The following is an 18,740-nucleotide window of genomic DNA, read 5'->3' on the forward strand; positions in this document are numbered from 1 at the left end:
CACCGTAGCGTGGGAATCGTTCATGAATATGGACGTCAATCATAACCGTGAGCGCCGTACCGTGAGCGCCTGCCTCAGGGAGAGCCCGTGACGTCAGCCCCTCTCGCCGAACGCCTGCGTGTCCCCAGCGGGCCGCTGTTCTTCCCGGTCACCGCCTACGGCCCCGACGGGGGGCTCGACCTGGACGCCTACCGCACCCATGTGCGGCGCGGCATCGAGGCAGGCGCCGCCGCGGTGTTCGCCTGCTGCGGCACCGGGGAGTTCCACGCGCTGACGCCGGAAGAGTTCCAGGAGTGCGTGCGCGCCGCCGTCGAGGTGGCCGACGGCCGGGTGCCGGTCGTCGCGGGCGCCGGATACGGCACCGCGCTCGCCGTGCGCTACGCCCGCCTCGCCGCGGACGCCGGCGCGGACGGGCTGCTGGCCATGCCGCCCTACCTCGTCGTCGCCGGCCAGGAGGGACTGCTGCGCCACTACCGGCAGGTCGCCGCCGCGACCGAGCTGCCGGTCATCGTCTACCAGCGTGACAACGTCCTCCTCACCCCGGGCACCGTGGCCGAACTCGCCCGCACCGACGGCATCATCGGCCTCAAGGACGGCATCGGCGACCTGGATCTGATGCAGCGCATCGTCAGCGCCGTGCGCACCGAGGCCCCCGGCGACTTCCTGTACTTCAACGGTCTGCCCACCGCCGAGCAGACCCAGCTCGCCTACCGGGGGCTGGGCATCACCCTGTACTCGTCCGCCGTCTTCTGCTTCGCCCCCGAGATCGCCCTCGCCTTCCACGCCGCGCTGCGCGAGGGCGACGACGCCACCGTGCACCGCCTTCTGGACGGCTTCTACCGGCCGTTCGTCGAACTGCGCGCCCAGGGCAAGGGGTACGCCGTCTCCCTGGTCAAGGCGGGCGTACGGCTGCGCGGACTCGACGTCGGCGAGGTGCGGCCCCCGCTGCAGGAGCCGGCGAAGAAGCACGTCGAGCAGCTCGCCCGGCTCATCGACCAGGGCTATGCGCTGCTGGAGCAGGGCGGCGAGGACGGTCAGGGCGGCGGGGAAGGAGCCGGTGCGTGAAGGCCTCCGCGTTCGTCTATCCCTGGGATGTCGTCGGGGACGGCGAGGCGGCCGCCCGGATCGCCGCGCTCGGCGTGGAGCAGGTGACGCTGGCCGCCGCCTACCACTCCACGCGTGCGCTGACCCCCCGTCACCCGGGCCACCGCGTGGTCACCGCCGAGCACGCGGCGGTGCTCTACCCGCCGGACGCCGCCCGCTGGGAGGGCCGCGCGCTGCGCCCGTACCCGGCCGGGGACTGGGCGCCCGGCGACGCCTGGGGCGAGGCGGCGCACGCCCTGTCCGAGGCCGGGCTGGAGGTGCACACCTGGGTCGTGCTCGCCCACAACTCCCGGCTGGGCGCCGAGCACCCGCACACCTCGGTGGTGAACGCCTACGGCGACCGCTACCCGTGGGCGCCGTGCATCGCGCAGCCCGCCACCCGCGCCTACTTGACCGAGCTGGCCGCCGAGGCCGCCGTACGGCCCGGTGCGCGCGGCACCGAACTGGAGTCGCTCGGCTGGTACGGCCTCGCCCATCTGCACGCCCACGACAAGACCGGCGGGGTTCCGCTCGGCGACGCCGGGCAGTACCTGATGTCGCTGTGCTTCTGCCCGGCCTGCCGGGAGGGGTACGGGCGGCACGGGCTGGACGCGGACGGCCTGGCGGCGGCGGTGAGGGCGGCACTGGAGCCGGTGTGGCGCGGTGAGGCGCGCGACGAGGGCTGGGCGGACGCCGAGAAGCTGCTCGGGGCCGAGGTAGCCGCCGCCACCCGTGCCTACCGGGAGGAGACGGCCCGCACCCTGCAGGAGGAGGCTGTGGCCGCGGTCCGGGCCGCCGCGCCCGACGGCTTCCAGGTGCTGCTGCACGCCGACCCGGTCTCCTACCACTGCGGCGCCAACGCGGGCGTCGATCCGGCGCACATCCTGTCGGTCGCGGACGGGGTGGTGGTGCCGTGCACGGGCGGCGCCGGGCTGATCGGGCCGTTCGCGGAGCAGGGGCGCGCCGGTGCGGTCCTCGCCGCCAACTTCACCGTCGTCGGCGGGATGGGAGGCAGCCCGGACACCCTGGCCCGGGACGCCGCCCGGGCCCGCGACCTGGGGGCGAACGAACTGAGGCTTTATCACGCCGGGTTGGCGTCCGACGCCGATCTGGCGGCGGTGCGGTCGGCGCTCGCCGACCTCTGAACCACGCCGCCGTCAGCGTCGGCACCCCTCCGAGCAGCACGAGCAGCATCCGCACCTGGACGGCCTCGACCAGGGCGGCCCCCGCCGCGAGCCCGGCCACGTTCGGCACGCAGCCGGGCGAGTCGGTGGTGGCCGCCACCCGGCCGACCAGGCCCGGCGGAGTCTCGTGCTGCACGGCGGTGAAAACGGCGACCAGCACGCACGGCAACCGGCGCCGATCGCCGCGCCGCACACCAAGGTCGGCGGCTTCTCCGGCACCGCCCGCAACGGCACCGCGAATGCGGTCAGCGCGATCCCCACGGCCACGAACCGGCGTCCCCCGAGCCGACGTCGGGCGCCCTCGGCGGTGCGCGCCCGCCAGGACTGTGTGGGCGCACCGGTGTGTCCTCAACCCACACACCGCACACCAGGCCACAGCGCCGGCGTGCCGAAACCCGACACCACCACCACCGCGAGCAACTGCCGTGCCGCGCGGTCCGGGAGCACCCGCAGAAGTCTGCGAGCCGGGTGGAGGGCCGCCTTACGGACCGGCCGGAGGGCCGCCTCACGAGCCCGTTCGGGCCCCCGTACGCCCCCACGGCTTTCTGCCGCACGACCCATTGACGGCTCCCCGCCCCGCACTTACCGTCGACCGCGTCGTACTTCGTACGTCATATATGAGACGCGATACGCGAGATCGGATACGCGCGAGATCCGAACGCAAGATCCGAACACGCGAGATCACAGACGCGACACCCTTTTCCGACGAGAGGCGCGCATGACCTCTGTGCCCACGCCGATCCCCTCCCGCACCCAGTACGTGCAGGAAGAGATCAAACGCCGCATCCTCACCGGGCAGCTCTCCCCGGGACAGGCCCTGGTCGAGACCGAACTCGCCGCGCAGTTCGGGGTGTCCAAGACCCCGGTGCGCGAGGCGCTCAAGACCCTGGCCGGCACCGGACTGGTGGTGATGAACCACTACAAGGGCGTCACGGTGCGCATGGTGGACGCGGACATGGCGCGCGAGGTCTACGACGTGCGGCTGCTGCTCGAACCCGAGGCGCTGCGGCGCACGGTGCGGCGCGGTGCCGGTCTGGACGCCGCCCGGGAAGCACTGCGCCGGGCCGGCGAGGCCACGGACACCGCCGAACGCTCCCTGGCCAACCGGGAGTTCCATCGCGCCCTGTACCTGCCGTGCGGCAACCCGTTGCTCGGCCGGATGCTCGACGAGGTGCGCGACCAGGCGGCGCTCGTCTCCGCCGTGGCCTGGTCCGCCGACCCCTCGTGGGAGCGGGAGGCCGCCGAGCACCGGCGGATCCTGCGGCTCGCCGAGCAGGGGGACGCCGACGGCGCCGCCCGCGCCCTGCACGACCACATCGCGTCGTTCGTCCGGCGCGCATACCCCGAGGCCGTCCCGGCGGCCCTGGAAGAGGAAGGCCAGGCATGAGCAACGCGGCGTTCGAGGCCCAGCGCACGGCGCTCGCCGACGTGGTGGCGATCCCGGTGACGCCGTTCGCCGAGGACGGCGGCGTGGACCGCGACACCTACCGCGCCCTGCTGCGCCGTCTGCTGCACGGCGGCATCACCACCCTCACCCCGAACGGCAACACCGGCGAGTTCTACGCCCTCACCCCCGCCGAGCGGCGCCTGGTGACCGAGCTGACCGTCGAGGAGGTCGGCGGGGAGGCGACGGTCCTGGTCGGCGTCGGCCACGACGTGCCCACCGCCGTCGCCTCCGCCCGGCACGCCCGCGAGGTGGGCGCACAGATGGTGATGGTGCATCAGCCGGTCCACCCCTATGTCTCGGCGGCCGGCTGGGTCGACTACCACCGGGCCATCGCCGAGGCCGTGCCCGAGCTGGGCGTCGTGCCGTATGTGCGCAACGCGCAGCTGCCCGGTGAGCGGCTCGCCGAACTCGCCGACGCCTGCCCCAACGTCATCGGCGTCAAGTACGCCGTCCCCGACGCCGCCCGGTTCGCCGCCTTCGCCCGGGACGCCGGCCTGGACCGCTTCGTGTGGGTGGCCGGCCTCGCCGAACCGTACGCCCCCTCCTACTTCTCCGCCGGCGCCACCGGCTTCACCTCCGGCCTGGTCAATGTGGCCCCCACGGTGTCCCGGAGCATGCTTCGGGCGCTGCGGGCCGGCGACTACCCGGCCGCGATGACAGTGTGGGAGCGGATCCGCCGCTTCGAGGAGCTGCGTGCGGCGCACGGCTCCGCCAACAACGTCACCGTCGTCAAGGAGGCCCTCGCCTGCCTCGGGCTGTGCCGGCGGGACGTGCGCCCGCCGAGCAAGCCACTGCCCGAGGAGGAACGCGCCGAGGTCGTCGCCATCGCCGAGGAGTGGTCGATATGACCGCACGCAAGCGTCCCGAACAGCTGCGCAGCCACCAGTGGTACGGCACCGACGGCCTGCGCTCCTTCAGCCACCGCGCCCGCACCCGCCAGCTGGGCTATCTGCCCGAGGAACACCTCGGCAAGCCGGTCATCGCGATCCTCAACACCTGGTCCGACATCAACCCCTGCCACGTCCACCTGCGGGACCGTGCCGAGGCGGTCAAGCGCGGGGTGTGGCAGGCGGGCGGCTTCCCGCTGGAGTTCCCGGTCGCCACCCTCAGCGAGACCTTCCAGAAGCCGACCCCGATGCTCTACCGCAACCTGCTGGCGATGGAGACCGAGGAGCTGCTGCGCTCCTACCCGGTGGACGGCGCGGTGCTGATGGGCGGCTGCGACAAGTCCACGCCCGCCCTGCTCATGGGCGCCGCCTCCGCCGATCTGCCCGCGGTGTTCGTGCCCGCAGGGCCCATGCTGCCGGGCCACTGGCGCGGCGAGGTCCTCGGCTCCGGCACCGACATGTGGAAGTACTGGGACGACAAGCGGGCCGGACTCATCGGCGACTGCGAGATGGCCGAACTGGAAAGCGGCCTGGCCCGCTCGCCCGGCCACTGCATGACCATGGGCACCGCCTCCACGCTGACCGCCGCCGCCGAGGCCCTCGGTGTCACCGTGCCGGGCGCCTCCAGCATCCCCGCCGTCGACTCCGGGCACGCCCGCATGGCCGCCAAGGCGGGCATGACGGCCGTCGAACTCGTCCACCAGGACCGCAGACTCTCCCGCATCCTGACCCGGGAGGCCTTCGAGGACGCCGTCACCACCGTCCTCGGCCTCGGCGGCTCCACCAACGCGGTCATCCATCTGATCGCCATGGCCGGCCGCGCCGGGGTGACGCTCACCCTGGACGACTTCGACCGGATCGCCCGCACCGTCCCGGTCCTCGCCAACGTCCGCCCCGGCGGGCAGCGGTACCTGATGGAGGACTTCCACTTCGCGGGCGGCCTGCCCGGCTTCCTCTCCCGCATCCCGGACCTGCTCCACCTGGACAGGCCCACCGTCTGCCACGACACCCTGCGCGAGCAGCTCGCCGGTGCCCGGGTCCACCACGACGACGTGATCCGGCCCCGCGAGAATCCGGTCGCCCCCGAGGGCGGGGTCGCGGTGCTGCGCGGCAACCTCTGCCCCGACGGTGCCGTCATCAAGCACATCGCCGCCGAGCCGCGGCTGCTGCACCACACCGGCCCCGCGGTCGTCTTCGACGACTACAAGACCATGCAGCGCACCATCGACGACCCGTCCCTCGGCATCACCGCCGACAGCGTCCTGGTGCTGCGCAACTCCGGCCCGCTGGGCGGCCCCGGCATGCCCGAGTACGGGATGCTGCCGATCCCCGAGTACCTGCTCAAGCAGGGGGTGCGGGACATGGTCCGGATCTCCGACTCCCGGATGAGCGGCACCAGTTACGGCACCTGTGTGCTGCACGTGGCCCCCGAGTCCGCCGTCGGCGGCCCGCTGGCCCTGGTGCGCACCGGGGACCTCATCACCCTGGACGTCGCCGCCCGCCGCCTGCACCTCCACGTCGACGACGAGGAGCTGGAGCGCCGCCGCGCCGCCTGGACACCGCCGCCCGCACGGTACGAACGCGGCTACGGCGCCCTGTACGCCGGGCAGATCACCCAGGCCGACACCGGCTGCGACTTCGCCTTCCTCGCCCGGCCGGGCACGGTGCCGGACCCGTACGCCGGCTGAGCCGCCCCCGAGCGCTCGGCCGGGCGCCGGACCACGTGTACGTAGCAAGCGCTTCCTGGGTGCGCTGCCTCACTCTCTCCCCGCACCTTTCGGACTCTCCCCGCACCCCTCGGACCCCGCCCCCAGCGAACGGAGAACAGTCATGGCCCAAGCCGCAGCCGTGGCGGACCCGCCCGCGCCACCCCGGCGGCGCCGTGTCTCCGCCACGCCGCGCAGACTGCCGTACCTGCTGATCGCCCCGGCCGCCCTGCTGATGCTGGGCTTCATCGCCTACCCGGTGCTCAGCGTCTTCTACTACAGCCTGCGCGACTACAACCCCACCAAGCCCTGGCGCAACGGCTGGGCCGGCCTGGACAACTTCGTCCACGCCTTCACCCAGGACCCGCAGTTCCGGGACTCGCTGGTCTTCAGCGCCCAGTGGGTCGTCGTCGAGGTCGGGCTGCAGCTGGTGTTCGGGCTCGCGCTCGCCCTGATCGTCAACCAGACCTTCGTGGGCCGTGCGCTCGGGCGGGCGCTGGTGTTCTCGCCGTGGGCCGTCTCCGGCGTGCTGACCTCCGTCATCTGGGTGCTGCTGTACAACTCCCAGACCGGCATCACCCGCTACCTCGCCGACCTCGGCGTCGGCTCCTACGGCACCAGCTGGCTGTCGGACACCTCCACCGTCTTCCCGGCCGCCGTGGTCGCCGACCTGTGGCGGGGCGTGCCCTTCTTCGCCATCCTCATCCTCGCCGACCTGCAGTCCGTCTCCAAGGACCTGTACGAGGCCGCCGAGGTCGACGGGGCGAGCCGGCTGCAGAAGTTCCGGCACATCACCCTGCCCCATCTGAAGGACGCCATCGTCCTGTCCACGCTGCTGCGGGCGGTGTGGGAGTTCAACAACGTCGACCTGCTCTACACCCTCACCGGCGGCGGCCCCGCCGGCGAGACCACCACCCTTCCCCTGTACGTCGCCAACACGTCCGTCGACGCCCACGACTTCGGCTACGCCTCCGCCCTGACCACGGTGGCGTTCGTGATCCTGCTCTTCTGCTCGATCGTCTATCTGCGGCTGAGCAAGTTCGGAGGTGAGAAGTGATCACCGAGATCGCCCCCGCGCCCGGGCGTGCGGCGGCCGAACCGGCCCGGCCCCGCGGCAGACGCCGCCGCGCCTGGGACCAGGTCCCGCGCTGGCAGATCTACCTGCCGCTGTCGCTCTACCTGCTGTTCACGCTGATCCCGTTCTACTGGATCCTGCTGTTCGCGCTGCGCCCGGCCGGCTCCACCTCGCTGGTGCCATGGCCGCTGACCTTCGAGCACTTCGAGAAGGTGTGGATCGACCGCAGTTTCGGCGTCTACTTCCGCAACAGCGTCCTCGTCGGCGTCTCCACCCTGGTGCTGACCACGCTGGTCGCCCTGGCCGGCGGCTATGCGCTGGCCCGGTTCGACTTCCGTGCCAAGCGCGGCTTCATGCTGGCGCTGCTGTGCTCGCAGTTCGTGCCCGGCGCGCTGCTGCTGGTGCCGCTGTTCCAGATCTTCGCCTCCCTCAAGATGATCAACTCGCTGGGCAGCGTGATCATCGCGGAGACCGTCTTCCAGCTGCCGCTGTCCATGATCCTGATCAGCGGCTTCATCCGGAACGTGCCGCCGTCTTTGGAGGAGGCCGCCTGGGTGGACGGCTGCGGCCGCCTCGCCGCCTTCCGGATCGTCGTGCTGCCGCTGCTGCGGCCCGGTCTCGTCGCCGTCGGCTCCTTCGCCTTCGTGCACGCCTGGAACCACTTCCTGTTCGCCCTGATGTTCCTGTCCGAGCAGGGCAAACAGACCATCCCCGTCGGCCTGAACACCCTGATGAGCGCGGACAGCGTCGACCTCGGCGCGCTCGCCGCGGGCGGCATCGTCGCCGCCGTGCCCGTGGTGATCGTCTTCGCCTTCATCCAGAAATGGCTGATCACCGGCTTCAGCGCGGGGGCGGTGAAGGGATGACCGCCATGACACCCACCGACACCCTCACGACCCCCGTGCCCGTGGTGCTCGCCGGGGCCCGCGGCCACGGCCGCTGGCACCTGGACAACATCCGCCGGCTGCAGCGCGCCGGACGGGTCCGCCTCGCCGGCATCTGCGAACTCACCCCGCTCGCCGCCGAGGAGATCCCCGACGGCCTCGGCACCCCCGCCCAGTCACCGGATCTGGGCGCCCTGCTCGATCGGACCGGCGCGCGGATCGCCGTGCTGTGCACCCCCATCCCCACCCACACCGATCTGGCGCTCACTGCGGCCCGGCGAGGCGTGCACGTGCTGCTGGAGAAGCCGCCCACCCCTTCCTACGCCGAGTTCCGCCGCCTGGCCGACGGGATCGCCGAGGCCGGCGTCGCCTGCCAGATCGGCTTCCAGTCGCTCGGCTCGCACGCCGTGCCCGCGATCCGCGCGCTGCTCGCCGACGGCGCGATCGGCGAGGTCACCGGGATCGGCGGCGCCGGGGCGTGGGCGCGCGACGAGGCGTACTACCGGCGGGCGCCCTGGGCCGGGCGGCGCCGGATGAACGGGACCGATGTGGTCGACGGGGTGCTCACCAACCCCCTCGCCCACATCACCGCCACCGCCTTCGCACTGCTCGGCATCACCGGCGCCGACGACGTCACCGGCATCGAGACCGAGCTGTGGCGGGCCAACGCCATCGAGGCCGACGACACCTCCTGCCTGCGCGTGCGCACCAGGCGCGGCCCGGTCGCCGTCGGCGCCACCCTGTGCGCGGAGCACCCGGACGAGCCGTACGTCGTGGTGCACGGCCGCAGCGGCCGGATCACCTTCTGGTACAAGCAGGACCGGGTGCTGCTGCAACGCGCCGGGCACGGCCCGGAGGAGACCGAGCACGGCCGCACCGATCTGCTGGACAACCTCGTCGACCACCTCTCCACCGGCGCCGGGCTGCTGGTCCCGCCCCCCGCCACGGACGCCTTCATGCGGGTCGTCGAGACCGTGCGCACCGCGCCCGACCCGCGGCCGCTGCCGGCCGGCGCTTGGCGCACCGACCCGCGCGAGCGGCGCCGGATCGTGCCCGGCGTGGACGCCCTGGTCGCGGCCGTCGCCGACACCCTGTCCCTGTACTCCGAGCTGGGCGCCCCCTGGGCTTCGCGGAAGGAGACGAGTACCGCATGACGCCGCACGACTGTCCCGAACTGCGGGTCGCGGGCCGCACGGTCGCCCGCCTGGTCACCCGGCCCGAACTGCCCGAGACGCTCTCCCCGCGCCCCTACCTGCATCCCGTCACCACCCTGTCCGGCCAGGCGGTCACCGACCTGTGCCCCGACGACCACCCGCACCACCTCGGCGTCGGGGTCGCCGTCGCCGACGTCGAGGGGCACAACTTCTGGGGCGGCCGCACCTTCGTGCGCGGCCGGGGACCGACCGAGCTGGACAACCACGGCGTCCAGCGGCACACCGGGTTCACCCGGCGCACGGACGACCGGTTCACCCACGAGCTGAGCTGGGTGGCCGCCGGCCGTGAACTGCTGCGCGAAGAGCGCACGGTCGCCGCCGTCCCGCTCACCTCCGCCGCCTGGGCACTGGACGTCGCCTTCACGCTCACCAACGTCACCGGCGCGCCGCTCACCGTCGGCAGCCCGGCCACCAACGGCCGGCCCGGCGCCGCCTACGGCGGCTTCTTCTGGCGGGCCCGCACGGAGGACGAGCCGCCGGCGGTGTTCTCCGCCGACCGGGACGGCGAGGCGGAGGCGCACGGCCGGCCCGCCGACTGGCTGGCGCTGGCCGGACGCACCTGGACGCTGGTGTTCACCGCGGGCGACGACGCCACCCGCCGCGACGCGTGGTTCGTGCGCGCCGCCGAGTACCCGGGCGTCGGCTCGTCGCTGGCCCTCGACGACCGCCTGCCCATCGCGCCGGGGGAGAGCGTCGCACGCCGGGTCGTCACCGTCGTCGCCGACGGCCGCCTGGACCGCGCCGAGGCGGCGGCGCTGGCGAAGCGGGCGGTGAGCCCGTGAGCGGGCCCGGGGGGCGGGCCGCGGACGGCGCGGCGGCCTTCAGCGCCGACCTCGGCGACGGCACCTTCGCCAACCCCGTGCTGGACGCCGACTGGTCCGACCCCGACGTGCTGCGCGTCGGCGACGACTACTACCTCACCGCCTCCAGCTTCGGCCGCGCCCCCGGCCTGCCGCTGCTGCACTCCCGGGACCTGGTCAACTGGACCCTGATCGGGCACGCCCTGCCCCGCCTGGAACCGGACGCCGAGTTCCGCACCCCGCGCCACGACCGCGGCGTGTGGGCGCCGTCGCTGCGGTATCACGACGGCCGCTTCTGGATCTTCTGGGGCGACCCCGACCAGGGCATCTTCCAGATCAACGCGCCCCGGATCCGCGGCCCGTGGACCCGCCCGCACCTGCTGAAGGCGGGGCGGGGCCTGATCGACCCGTGCCCGCTGTGGGACGAGGAGACCGGCGAGGCGTATCTGGTGCACGCCTGGGCCCGGTCCCGCTCCGGGGTGAACAACCGCCTCACCGGGCACCGCATGCACCCCGACGGCACCGAACTCCTCGACGAGGGCACGGTGATCGTCGACGCGGACATGCTGCCGGGCTGGTTCACCCTGGAGGGGCCGAAGCTGTACCGGCACGACGGCTGGTTCTGGATCCTGGCCCCCGCCGGATCGGTGGCCACCGGCTGGCAGGGCGCCTTCCGGGCACGCTCCTTCTTCGGCCCGTACGAGGAGAGGGTCGTCCTGGAACAAGGGGACACCGACGTCAACGGTCCCCACCAGGGCGGCTGGGTGCGCACCCAGGCCGGCGAGGACTGGTTCGTGCACTTCCAGCAGCGCGGCGCCTACGGCCGGGTGGTGCATCTGCAGCCGATGCGCTGGGACGCGGACGGCTGGCCGGTCATCGGCGAGAAGGGCGCCCCCGTCGCCGTGCACCGCAAACCCGCGCTGCCGCCGCAGCCGCCCGCCGCGCCCGCCACCGACGACGACTTCCCCGGCGGCCGCTACGGACGGCAGTGGCAGTGGACCGCCAACCCCCGTGACGGCTGGGCCACCCAGCACTCCGCCGACGGACTGCGCCTGACCTGCGTCCGCGCGGCCGGCACCGATCTGCGGCGGCTGCCCCATGTGCTCACCCAGCGGCTGCCGGGACGCCGCTGCACCGTCGAGGTCGGCCTGCGCCTGGACGCGCGGGAAGCCGGGGCCGCGGCCGGCCTCACGGTCCTCGGGGACGCGTACACCTGGATCGGGCTGCGCCGGGAGACCGACGGGACGGTCCGCCTGGTGCACCGGTTCGCCCTGCCGGACATGCCGGAGCGGGACGCCGGGCCTTCCCGGCCCGCGCCCGGCGGACAGGCACGGCTGCGCGTCGAGATCGGCGCGGGCGCGCGCTGCCGCTTCTCGGCCGACACCGGCGACGGCTTCCGCCCCTCCGGGCAGGTGTTCGCCGCCACCCCCTGGCGCTGGGTCGGGGCGCTGCTCGGCCTGTTCGCCGTGGCGCCCGAGCAGCCGGGACCCGCGGGAGCCGCACTGTTCACACGGTTCCGGATCACCCCCCACCGCCACCTGCACACCGTTCCATCACCGCCCGACCAGCAGAAGAGAGCCGACCGATGAAGAGCAGCATCCGTATCAGCAGACGGGCCGCCGTGGCCGTCGCCCTGGGTTCCGTGCTCGCGCTGACCGCCACCGCGTGCGGCGACGACGGCACCGAAGGAGGCAACGGCGCCGAGGGGTCCGGTAAGGGCGAGATCACCTTCTGGGACAACAACGGCGGTGTCCGCACCGACATCTGGAAGCAGATCATCGCCGACTTCGAACGCGAGTACCCGGACATCACGGTGCACTACGTGGGCATCCCGGCCGCCAGCGCCCAGTCCAAGTACGACACCGCGATCCAGGGCGGCGGCCTGCCCGACGTCGGCGGGGTGGGCACCGCGATGCTCGCCGGACTCGCGGCCCAGGGAGCGCTGGAGCCCCTGGACGACCGGCTGGCCGACAGCCCGCTCCACGGCCATCTCAGCGAGAACCTGCTCCAGGTCAGCAAGGCCGCGGGCGGCGGCGACGCCCTGTACCAGATCCCGACCTCCGCGAACAACGGCACCCTGTGGTACCGCACCGACCTGTTCCGCAAGGCCGGCCTGGACGCGCCGACCACCTGGAGCAGGTTCTACGAGGCCGCCGAGAAGCTCACCGACCCGGGCCGCAACGCCTTCGGTTTCACCATCCGCGGCGGCGAGGGCTCCATCGCGCCCGCCCTGGACGCGGTGTACGGGCAGACGGGCATCACCTCGTTCTGGAACGGCGACAAGACCACCGTCAACGACCCGAGGAACGTCAAGGCGCTGGAGAAGTACGTCGCCCTGTACAAGAAGAACACCCCGTCCGCCGACGTCAACAACGACTTCACCAAGATGGTCGCCCAGTGGGACAGCGGCACCATCGGCATGCTCAGCCACAACCTCGGCTCCTACCAGGACCACCTGAAGGCCCTGGGCAAGGACAAGTTCCGCGGCATCCCCAACCCGACCCTGGAGGACGGCAGGCGGGTGCAGGTGTCCAACCCGGTCGACGGGCTGAGCCTGTTCAGGACCAGCAAGAACAAGGCGGCGGCCTGGAAGTTCATCGAGTTCGCCGCCTCCCACGAGGAGAACTCGAAGTTCAACGAGTCCGCCGGGCAGGTGCCGGCCAACACCGATGCCGCCAAGGACGCGTGGATCCAGAGCAGCGAGCCGACCCGGCTGGCGGCCGAGGCGCTCAACGGCGGCTCCACCACGATCGTGCAGCTGCCGTACTACCTGCCCGACTGGAACACCATCTCCAAGGCCGACAACGAGCCCAACTTCCAGAAACTGCTGCTCGGCAAGATCACCGCGAAGCAGTTCCTGGACACGCTGGCCGACCAGCTGAACAAGGCGCAGGCCGAGTGGAAGCAGCGAAAGGGGTGAGCGGGCCGTGTCGCTGACGCGCAGACAGGCCGGCGCCGCGGCCCTCGCCGCCGTTCCGTTCGCTCTGGCGGCGACCGGCACGGCCCGGGCCGCGGGACGCCGCACCCGCACCGTGTACCTCGCAGGCGACTCCACCGCGGCCCGGAAGACGGCCGACGAGGCCCCGGAGACCGGCTGGGGCATGGCCCTGCCGTTCTTCCTCCACCCCTCGGTGGCCGTCGCCAACCATGCCGTCAACGGCCGCAGTTCCAAGAGCTTCCTCGACGAGGGACGGCTCGATCCGATCCTCGCCGCGATCGGGTCGCGGGACGTCCTGCTCGTCCAGTTCGGGCACAACGACGAGAAGGCGGAGGACCCCTCCCGGTACACCGAGCCGTGGACGACGTACCAGGACTGCCTGCGCCGGTATCTCGACGGGGCCCGGGAACGCGGGGCCCGCCCGGTGCTCGCCACCCCGGTGGAGCGGCGCCGCTTCGACGCCGCCGGGAACGCCGATCCCACCCACGGCGAGTACCCGGCGGCGATGCGCGCCCTCGCCGGGGCCGAAGGGGTGCCGCTGCTCGACGTCCAGGCGCTGTCGCTGGCGCTGTGGCAGGAACTCGGCCCCGAGCGGACCAAGGCGTACTTCGACTGGACCGCCACCGAACAGGACAACACGCACTTCAGCCCGACCGGCGCGATCGCGGTGGCCCGGCTCGTGGCCCGGGAGCTGCTGCGCACCGGGGTGCTGGCGCCGGGCGAGGTGCGCCGGCTGGACGAGGAGGTCCCCGCCTCCTGGATCACCTGGCCCGACCCGGCCGTCTGACCCCGCCGTCCCATCCCGCCCGGTCCCGGCCGGCCACCGGCAGGACGACGCCGGCCGGCCGCACCACAGCAGAAGAGGAGCCGCACAGTGAACAGACGTCAGTGGCATGCCCATGCCCATGTCCTGCGCGGACGGGTGGCCGCGGTCGCCGGCTGCGCTGCCGCGCTCGCCCTCGCCGTCACCGGCACCGCCTCCGCCCGGCCCGCCCACCACGGCCCGGACCCCGCCCGCCAGGTGCTGGCCGCCCGGGACGGCTGGGCCGCCTACGGCACCGGCACCACCGGCGGCGCCCGCGCCGACGCCGCCCACGTCCACACCGTCTCCACCTGGGAGGAGTTCAAGGCCGCCCTCGCCGACGGCGGCGACGCACCGAAGATCGTCAAGGTGGTGGGCACCATCGACGCCGACGGCCCGGACTGCGCGTCCTTCGCCGCTCCCGGCTACGACTTCGGCACCTATCTGAAGACCTACGCGCCCGAGACCTGGGGCCGCGACCGGGACCTGTCCGCGGAGCCCGACGACAGCCCCGAGGGCCTGCGCCGCGCCTCGCAGGCCCGGCAGGACGCCTACGTCAAGGCCTACGTCCCCGCCCACACCACCGTCATCGGCGTCGGCGCACACGCCGGCTTCAAGGGCGCCAGCCTCCAGATCAAGGGCGTGGACGACGTCATCGTCCGCAATCTCACCTTCGAAAGCCCCTTGGACTGCTTCCCGCAGTGGGACCCGACCGACACCGCCGACGGCAACTGGAACTCCGAGTACGACAGTGTCGTGGTCGACGGCTCGAGCCATGTGTGGCTGGACCACAACACCTTCACCGACGGCGACCACCCCGACAGCACCCTGCCGCACTACTACGGCCGCCTCTACCAGCAGCACGACGGCGAACTGGACGTCGTCCGGGGCGCCGACTACGTCACCGCCTCCTGGAACGTCTTCGCCGACCACGACAAGACCGTCCTGGTCGGCAACAGCGACAGCGAAGCGGCCGCCGCCGTCGACCGCGGCCGGCTGAAGGTCACCTTCCACCACAACCTGTTCCGCGACCTCGTCGAACGCGCCCCCAGGGTCCGCTTCGGCCAGGTGGATTCCTACAACAACCACTTCGTGGCGGGCCCCGACTACTCCTACAGCTACGGCATCGGCAAGGAGTCCCAGCTCGTCGCCGAGCACAACGCCTTCACGCTGCCCGAGGGCGTCACGGCCGGCACCATCCTGAAGAAGTGGACGGAGGCGCCGCTCACCGCCGCGGACAACTGGGTCAATGGCCACCGCACCGACCTGATCGCCGTCCACAACGCCGAGGTCCCCGACGAGAATTTGAAGTCCGGCGCGGGCTGGACGCCCGTCCTGCGCACCCGCGTCGACTCCCCACGGGCCGTCCCCGCGCTCGTCGCCCGTCTCGCGGGTGCCGGCCGCCTGCACTGACCGGCGCACCGTTCCCGCGTGTACAGCCCCGGCGCGGCGCCGGCCCGTGCCGCCGGCGTCCCGGCACCGCCGGGCCGGGCGGCCCGCCTCCCCGGCCCGCGCGCCCTCCTCGTCACGGCCCACCGTCCACCGGCACCTTGGAGGTCCCCATGCCCACCCGACGGCAGTTCCTGCTCGCCTCCGCCGCCACGCTCGGCACCGCCGCCCTGGCCGCGGCCCCCGCCCGCGCGGCTGCCGCCCGCCCCCGCCCCTTCGGCCGCTACGGCTCACCGGCCGCCCGCCTCACCCCGCGCACGCTCTACGTCGACCCGCACGGCCGCGGCGACACCACCTCCGTCCAGGAGGCGGTGGACGCGGCCACCGGCAGCGGACGGACCCTGGTCCTGGCGCCCGGCGTCTACCGGGAGACGGTCGCCGTGGACGCCTCCCGCACGGACATGACCTGGCTCGGCGCCACCGGCGACCCCCGGGACGTGGTGATCGTCTACGACAACGCGGCCGGCACGCCCAAGCCCGGCGGCGGCACCTACGGCACCGGCGGCTCGGCCACCGTCACCGTCCAGGCCGCCGGCTTCAGCGCGGACGCGGTCACCTTCGCCAACGACTGGCTGCGCGCCGACCACCCGCAGATCACCGACACCCAGGCCGTGGCGCTGCGGGTCACCGGCGACCGCTCCGCCTTCTGGCGGTGCCGCTTCCTCGGCCACCAGGACACCCTGTACGCCGACACCACGGACCTGTCCGCCTTCGACCGCCAGTACTTCGCGCAGTGCTACGCCGAGGGCGACGTGGACTTCGTCTTCGGCCGGGCCACGGCGGTGTTCGAGGACTGCCGCTTCCACACCCTGACCCGCACCGACCTGACGTCCGCCCCCTACGGCTTCGTCTTCGCGCCCTCCACGGCCCGCGCGAACCCGCGCGGCTACCTGGTCACCCGGGGCCGCGTCACCAGCGAGGCCCCCGACGGGTACTACAAGCTGGCCCGCCCCTGGGTGCCCACCTCCGACCCCACCGCCCACCCGATGCTCACCGTCCGGGACACCTGGCTCGGCCCCGGCATCGACGCCACGGCGCCCTACGCGAACATGCGGGACGCCTACCCCTGGCAGGAGATGCGGTTCGCCGAGTACCGCAACACCGGCCCGGGCGCGGCGGTCGTCGTCCCGGACAACCGCCCCCAGCTGACCGCCGCCCAGGCCGCCTCGGTGACCCGTGAGGCCTACCTGGGCGACTGGACGCCGTGGCGGTCGACGCCGTGGCGGTCCCGGTAGCCGTGTGTGCCGTGCGTGACACCCCATCAGGTATCGATCGGGCAACGGGCCTCGCGCAGGCGGGACGACGCGCGTAGAAACCCTCTCATGAACAAGCCACTTCGGGTCGCCGCGATCGGCGCCGCCTGCGCCGTGGCCTCCGCCACCCTGTACGGCGCCGGTGTCGCCGGCGCCGTACAGTCCACCGCGAACTCCACCCACGAGCCCTACAACATCGGGCTGCTCACCCGGGACATCGACACCTACTACGGCACCACCCAGGACGCCGACGGCGTCTACCAGGCGTCCCCGGACAGCCCCTACGCCAAGGACCTGGCGCGCATCGACGCCGACGCCAAGCGGTACATCGACCAGGTGGCCCGCAAGGCGCGGCACGGCAAGCACGGCAAGAAGCCCGCGGTCGTCTTCGACATCGACGACACCCTGCTGCTCAGCCTGGACTACGAGAAGAAGAACAACTACGGCTACGACAGCGCCACCTGGGCCGCCTACGTCGACAAGGCCGATCGCCCGGAGGTCTTCGGCAGCCCCGAGCTGGTCCGGTACGCGGCGAAGAAGGGCGTGACCGTCTTCTACAACTCCGGTCTGAGCGAGGCCCAGCGCGCGGCCGCCGTGGCCAACCTGAAGAAGGTCGGCGCCGACGTGAACCTGGACGCCGAGCACATGTTCCTCAAGGACACGGCGAATCCGCCGTCCTACCTGAGCCACTGCGCGACCCCGGGTGCCTGGAAGTGCACCACGGTGCAGTTCAAGTCCGCGACCCGCAAGCACATCGAGGACCTCGGGTACGACATCGTCGCCAACGTCGGCGACCAGTACTCCGACCTCGACGGCGGGTACGCCGACCGCACCTACAAGCTGCCGAACCCGACGTACTTCGTCGACTGACCAGCGGCTGAGCGGCGACCGAGCGGCGGCTGAGCGGCGACCGAGCTGCCGCCGCCGTGACGCCCGGCCGCCCACGACGATGTTCCCCAGCGGCTGCGCATAGGTGGCGATCGCCGGCCGCCGGTTGTCCTTGTCGTCCGCGAGCGCCTTGGCGTCGTAGAACTGCACCCAGGTCGCCCGCACCAGCAGGGCGATCACGAGCAGCAGCGTGAAGACGGACGCCCGCCCGATCGTCTTGTCCATGACGGTTCCGATGACGGGCGGCACGGGTGGATCGTTCCCGTCCGTCCGGTTTCTCGTCGGATGTTCATGAGGCGGGCGGTGCGGGGTGTCCGCCGTGCTGCCCGCCCTGCCCCGCTGACCTCACAGCCGACGGGTGGCGAGGGTGAGGCGGTCGCGGGCGTCGAAGAGGGCGTCCTTGACCAGCTGCTCGTGGGCCGGTGTGAGCCGGGCCACCGGGATGGAGCAGCTGATCGCGTCCCGGGCCGGGGTGCGGTAGGGGATGGCCACGCCGAAGCAGCGCAGGCCGAGGGTGTTCTCCTCGCGGTCCACGGCGTAGCCCTGCTCGCGGATCTGGTGCAGCTCGGCGATGAGCTTCTCGCGGTCGGTGATGGTGTTCTCGGTCAGCGCGGGCAGGGTCTCCGGGAGCATCTTGCGCACCTGCTCGTCGCTGTAGGTGGCGAGGATGGCCTTGCCCAGGGACGTGGAGTGGGCGGGCAGCCGGCGGCCGACGCGGGTGAAGGGGCGCAGGTAGTGCTGGGACTGCCGGGTGGCCAGGTAGACGACGTTGGTGCCGTCCAGGCGCGCGAGGTGGATGGTCTCGGTGGTGTCGTCGGAGAGCCGGTCCAGGGTGGGCCGGGCCGCGGCGACGACCTCGTCGCCGTCGATGTAGGAGGTGCCGACGAGCAGGGCCCGCACGCCGATGCCGTAGCGGGTGCCGGTCGCGTCGGTCTCCACCCAGCCCAGGTCCACCAGCGTGCGCAGCAGCATGTACAGGCTGGACTTGGGGTAGCCGAGGGCCTCCTGCACCGCGGCGAGGGAGTGCATGCCGGGCCGGCCGGCGAAGTACTCCAGCAACTCCACGGTCCTGACCGCGGACTTGACCTGCGTTCCGCCGCTGCCTGTCTCACCTGCCGGCATCGCCCTGG

General features: G+C 72.8%; 16 protein-coding genes and 1 pseudogene. 15 read left to right on the top strand and 2 right to left on the bottom strand.

Translation table 11 applies throughout. The features are described from left to right. Positions 1 to 87 precede the first annotated feature (87 nt). The 15 genes from IE286_RS04830 (at position 88) to IE286_RS04900 (ending at position 17,592) form a co-directional block, all read left to right on the top strand. Positions 88 to 1,065, top strand: coding sequence for a 5-dehydro-4-deoxyglucarate dehydratase (locus IE286_RS04830; protein ID WP_189795339.1), 978 nt, complete (start codon positions 88 to 90; stop codon positions 1,063 to 1,065). Further along, positions 1,062 to 2,228, top strand: coding sequence for a hypothetical protein (locus IE286_RS04835; RefSeq protein WP_189795340.1), 1,167 nt, complete (start codon positions 1,062 to 1,064; stop codon positions 2,226 to 2,228). Before IE286_RS04830 ends, IE286_RS04835 begins: the two co-directional genes overlap by 4 nt. Before the next feature lie 757 nt (positions 2,229 to 2,985). Beyond that, the gene (locus tag IE286_RS04840; protein WP_189795341.1) at positions 2,986 to 3,654 is read left to right on the top strand and encodes a GntR family transcriptional regulator; all 669 of its coding nucleotides are present in this window, start codon (positions 2,986 to 2,988) and stop codon (positions 3,652 to 3,654) included. Beyond that, entirely contained in the window at positions 3,651 to 4,562 is a 912-nt protein-coding gene (locus tag IE286_RS04845; RefSeq protein WP_189795342.1) for a dihydrodipicolinate synthase family protein, read from the top strand. The genes IE286_RS04840 and IE286_RS04845 overlap by 4 nt, the downstream gene beginning before the upstream one ends. After that, complete coding sequence (gene araD, locus IE286_RS04850) at positions 4,559 to 6,289, top strand: L-arabinonate dehydratase (RefSeq protein WP_189795343.1); 1,731 nt, start codon at positions 4,559 to 4,561, stop codon at positions 6,287 to 6,289. The genes IE286_RS04845 and araD overlap by 4 nt, the downstream gene beginning before the upstream one ends. A 142-nt stretch (positions 6,290 to 6,431) precedes the next feature. Continuing rightward, on the top strand, positions 6,432 to 7,364 hold the full coding sequence (locus IE286_RS04855; protein WP_189795344.1) for a carbohydrate ABC transporter permease: 933 nt from the start codon (positions 6,432 to 6,434) through the stop codon (positions 7,362 to 7,364). Then, positions 7,361 to 8,248, top strand: coding sequence for a carbohydrate ABC transporter permease (locus tag IE286_RS04860; protein ID WP_189795345.1), 888 nt, complete (start codon positions 7,361 to 7,363; stop codon positions 8,246 to 8,248). The genes IE286_RS04855 and IE286_RS04860 overlap by 4 nt, the downstream gene beginning before the upstream one ends. A gap of 5 nt (positions 8,249 to 8,253) precedes the next feature. Next, positions 8,254 to 9,420, top strand: a complete 1,167-nt coding sequence (locus tag IE286_RS04865) for a Gfo/Idh/MocA family protein (RefSeq protein WP_229861953.1) — start codon at positions 8,254 to 8,256, stop codon at positions 9,418 to 9,420. Next, positions 9,417 to 10,262 (top strand): DUF6807 domain-containing protein, encoded by an 846-nt coding sequence (locus tag IE286_RS04870; protein ID WP_189795347.1) that lies wholly within the window; start codon positions 9,417 to 9,419, stop codon positions 10,260 to 10,262. The genes IE286_RS04865 and IE286_RS04870 overlap by 4 nt, the downstream gene beginning before the upstream one ends. Next, positions 10,259 to 11,869: a glycoside hydrolase family 43 protein gene (locus tag IE286_RS04875; RefSeq protein WP_189795348.1), complete on the top strand. Its 1,611-nt coding sequence runs from the start codon at positions 10,259 to 10,261 to the stop codon at positions 11,867 to 11,869. The genes IE286_RS04870 and IE286_RS04875 overlap by 4 nt, the downstream gene beginning before the upstream one ends. Then, complete coding sequence (locus IE286_RS04880; protein WP_189795349.1) at positions 11,866 to 13,200, top strand: ABC transporter substrate-binding protein; 1,335 nt, start codon at positions 11,866 to 11,868, stop codon at positions 13,198 to 13,200. Before IE286_RS04875 ends, IE286_RS04880 begins: the two co-directional genes overlap by 4 nt. 7 nt (positions 13,201 to 13,207) lie before the next feature. Then, complete coding sequence (locus tag IE286_RS04885) at positions 13,208 to 14,005, top strand: rhamnogalacturonan acetylesterase (protein ID WP_189795350.1); 798 nt, start codon at positions 13,208 to 13,210, stop codon at positions 14,003 to 14,005. 87 nt (positions 14,006 to 14,092) lie between these two features. Next, entirely contained in the window at positions 14,093 to 15,433 is a 1,341-nt protein-coding gene (locus tag IE286_RS04890; protein WP_372462541.1) for a pectate lyase family protein, read from the top strand. Between the two features lie 149 nt (positions 15,434 to 15,582). Next, entirely contained in the window at positions 15,583 to 16,704 is a 1,122-nt protein-coding gene (locus IE286_RS04895; protein ID WP_189795351.1) for a pectinesterase family protein, read from the top strand. An 87-nt stretch (positions 16,705 to 16,791) separates the two neighbouring features. Beyond that, on the top strand, positions 16,792 to 17,592 hold the full coding sequence (locus IE286_RS04900; RefSeq protein WP_189795352.1) for an HAD family acid phosphatase: 801 nt from the start codon (positions 16,792 to 16,794) through the stop codon (positions 17,590 to 17,592). A gap of 60 nt (positions 17,593 to 17,652) precedes the next feature. Here IE286_RS04900 and IE286_RS27035 read toward each other — a convergent pair. Together IE286_RS27035 and IE286_RS04905 are read right to left on the bottom strand one after the other, a co-directional pair. After that, positions 17,653 to 17,835, bottom strand: a pseudogene (locus tag IE286_RS27035) (penicillin-binding protein 2); the annotation flags it as partial. A 120-nt stretch (positions 17,836 to 17,955) separates the two neighbouring features. Then, positions 17,956 to 18,732 carry an IclR family transcriptional regulator gene (locus tag IE286_RS04905; protein WP_189795353.1) on the bottom strand — a complete coding sequence of 259 codons (777 nt, stop codon included), beginning with the start codon at positions 18,730 to 18,732 and terminating at the stop codon, positions 17,956 to 17,958. Positions 18,733 to 18,740: the final 8 nt, after the last annotated feature.

The sequence above is a fragment of the Streptomyces thermodiastaticus genome, assembly GCF_014656135.1.
GTDB lineage: Bacteria > Actinomycetota > Actinomycetes > Streptomycetales > Streptomycetaceae > Streptomyces > Streptomyces thermodiastaticus.

Excerpts from the sequence above, each read along its gene's own strand:
- IE286_RS04870 (WP_189795347.1), top strand. The coding sequence starts at position 9,417 with ATGACGCCGCACGACTGTCCCGAACTGCGGGTCGCGGGCCGCACGGTC.
- IE286_RS04865 (WP_229861953.1), top strand. The coding sequence starts at position 8,254 with ATGACACCCACCGACACCCTCACGACCCCCGTGCCCGTGGTGCTCGCC.
- IE286_RS04845 (WP_189795342.1), top strand. The coding sequence starts at position 3,651 with ATGAGCAACGCGGCGTTCGAGGCCCAGCGCACGGCGCTCGCCGACGTG.
- IE286_RS04855 (WP_189795344.1), top strand. The coding sequence starts at position 6,432 with ATGGCCCAAGCCGCAGCCGTGGCGGACCCGCCCGCGCCACCCCGGCGG.
- IE286_RS04900 (WP_189795352.1), top strand. The coding sequence starts at position 16,792 with ATGAACAAGCCACTTCGGGTCGCCGCGATCGGCGCCGCCTGCGCCGTG.
- IE286_RS04840 (WP_189795341.1), top strand. The coding sequence starts at position 2,986 with ATGACCTCTGTGCCCACGCCGATCCCCTCCCGCACCCAGTACGTGCAG.
- IE286_RS04880 (WP_189795349.1), top strand. The coding sequence starts at position 11,866 with ATGAAGAGCAGCATCCGTATCAGCAGACGGGCCGCCGTGGCCGTCGCC.
- IE286_RS04895 (WP_189795351.1), top strand. The coding sequence starts at position 15,583 with ATGCCCACCCGACGGCAGTTCCTGCTCGCCTCCGCCGCCACGCTCGGC.
- IE286_RS04905 (WP_189795353.1), bottom strand. The coding sequence starts at position 18,732 with ATGCCGGCAGGTGAGACAGGCAGCGGCGGAACGCAGGTCAAGTCCGCG.
- araD (WP_189795343.1), top strand. The coding sequence starts at position 4,559 with ATGACCGCACGCAAGCGTCCCGAACAGCTGCGCAGCCACCAGTGGTAC.